Raw genomic sequence first — 2,283 nt, 5'->3', positions numbered from 1 at the left:
GAAAAAGGGACCACCTGCAGTCAATTATCCGCTATAATATTTAGATAGAATTTTTATAGTGGAGGTTGCTTGGAGTGTTAAGTATGACTCTTGAATTTGAAATTATCAGTTGTTATCGTCGAGGAGAAACTAAAAGAGGAATTAGTCGTAAACTGGAGGTAGATAGAAAAACAGTCAGAAAAATTTGTGATGCTTATGACGAGACGCTAGTTAAACTGGGCGAAGCTGAAGACGACCAAGCCCTTGAACGTGCCACAGAGGAATTAGTGTTAAAGAGAAAGTATGATAGCTCTAACCGAAAGAAAACAGCCTTTACTCCAGAAGTAGAGGCAAGAATGAAGGAGTTGCTTGAAGAAGAAAAAGAGAAAACAAAAAGATTAGGTTCACATAAACAAGCTCTAACTGCCGTAGCTGTCGCTGAAATACTCAATGAGGAAGGCTATGATATTAAGTATCGAACGGTCGCTCACTATTGGGGACAATTGAATAAAAAGGCTAAGGAGGCTTTTATACGCCAAGAGTATGAATTAGGATCCCGAGTTGAATTTGACTTTGGAGAAGTTAAGCTGGAAATCAATGGAAAGGTGACAACACTTTACCTAGCGGTCTTTGCCAGCCCAGCTTCCGATTATTATTGGGCTTATTTATATACCCATCAGAAACAAGATGTTTTTCAAGACGCACATGTTCGCTTCTTTGAACAGGTAGGAGGTGTTTATTTAGAAGTTGTCTATGATAATATGCGTAACGTTGTTTCAAGATTTATTGGCAAAAGTGAAAAGGAGTTGAATGCTCGTCTGATTCAATTAGCTACTTATTATGGGTTTGATATCAACGTCACCAATTGTTTCAGCGGTAATGAGAAAGGAACAGTAGAAGGCAGGGTTAAAAAGGTGCGTCAAGCTTGTTTCACCAAAGTCTATCAGTTCGATAGTTTAGAAACAGCTTGTGACCATCTCCAATCCCAACTGGTAAAACTAAATGAAAGTAGCCAAATAGAAGCCGAAAAGGAACAGCTCTTATCTTATCGCCCACCTTTTGAATTAGCAGATTTCCATGAACTAAAGGTAAATCGTTATTCCGCTATTCATTATGAACGCAATCAGTATTCAGTACCCGATTACCTAGTTGGAAAAACTGTCCAAGTGAAAGCCTATCATGACCGCTTAGTTATCTATTCTAATGATCAAGAGGTCGCTAGGCATCAAAAAATAGAGGGTTCTCAAGGCTTCTGTCTCGATATCTTCCACTATATCAAAACTTTGAAAAAGAAGCCGGGGGCATTAAAGCATTCACATGCATTGAAGTATAACCCTGATTTGAAAATCCTCTATGAGAAATATTATAGCGATAAACCAAGAGATTTCCTAGAACTACTTGAAAAATATCAAGTTTTAAATCCTGAGGTTCGCATTCAAACCATTGAAGCCAGCCTTCTTTCTTCACTAGAAGAGCCCTCAATGGAGTCGAGTCAAGATGCCATCATCCAGCAGACTCAGCAGACTCTTCATCAATTCAATGACCTTTTCGGTTTGGAGGAAGTTATATGATGAAGATTGTTGAAGCAGCTAATGAGCTAAAATTGGCCTTTCTTAAAGAGAATCACCAGCAATTAATAAAAGAGTATCAAGCCAGAGGATTGAACATTGAAGAGGCCATCGAAGAATGGCTGAATGAAGAAGTGATGCATCGACGGGACCGTAGTCATCAAAGGCGAATCAAAGCGGCTAAATTTAATCAGAAGAAGTATTTGGTGGACTTTGATGACACAGTCTTTCAGGAGCCTGTTAGAAAGGAACTACGGAACTTAAAGACGTTACAATTTATTGAAGAAAAGGAGAATGCCATTTTTATAGGAAATCCAGGAACGGGTAAGACCCATTACAGTATTGGATTAGGGATGGAAGCTTGTTTAAAGGGTTATAATGTCTTATTTGTCAACGCCCCTAATCTAGTCATCCAGATGAAAGAGGCCGTCACTCAGAGTCAATTTTATCGTTTTAAGCAGCGCTTAAAGAAGGTAGATTTATTGATTATCGACGAACTTGGCTATTTATCCTTCGATGAATCGGGGGCTGAACTTATCTTTAATTTATTATCGAATCAGATAGGAAAGGGATCGGTGATTATTACCACTAATTTAACATTTGATCGTTGGCAAGAATGCTTTAAAGATCCTACTTTAACAGGAGCGCTTGTCGACCGTCTCGCTTACAAAGCCCATGTGGTAGATATGCGAGGAGAAAGTTACAGAATGAAGCAAACAAGCCTATGGAAAAAGGG

The 2,283-nt window shown here is 38.9% G+C and carries 2 protein-coding genes; both read left to right on the top strand.

Annotated features, from left to right (window positions below; translation table 11 throughout):
• Positions 1–83 precede the first annotated feature (83 nt).
• The gene (gene istA, locus GSA01S_RS09965) at positions 84–1,550 is read left to right on the top strand and encodes an IS21 family transposase (RefSeq protein WP_066127179.1); all 1,467 of its coding nucleotides are present in this window, start codon (positions 84–86) and stop codon (positions 1,548–1,550) included.
• On the top strand, positions 1,547–2,283 hold a 737-nt coding region (gene istB / locus GSA01S_RS09960), incomplete at its 3' end, for an IS21-like element helper ATPase IstB (protein ID WP_066127176.1). The genes istA and istB, both read left to right, overlap by 4 nt.

Source organism: Globicatella sanguinis NBRC 15551, assembly GCF_001552295.1.
Lineage (GTDB): Bacteria > Bacillota > Bacilli > Lactobacillales > Aerococcaceae > Globicatella > Globicatella sanguinis.
This window is presented reverse-complemented; position numbering and strand designations above follow the sequence as displayed.

Excerpts from the sequence above, each read along its gene's own strand:
- istA (WP_066127179.1), top strand. The coding sequence starts at position 84 with ATGACTCTTGAATTTGAAATTATCAGTTGTTATCGTCGAGGAGAAACT.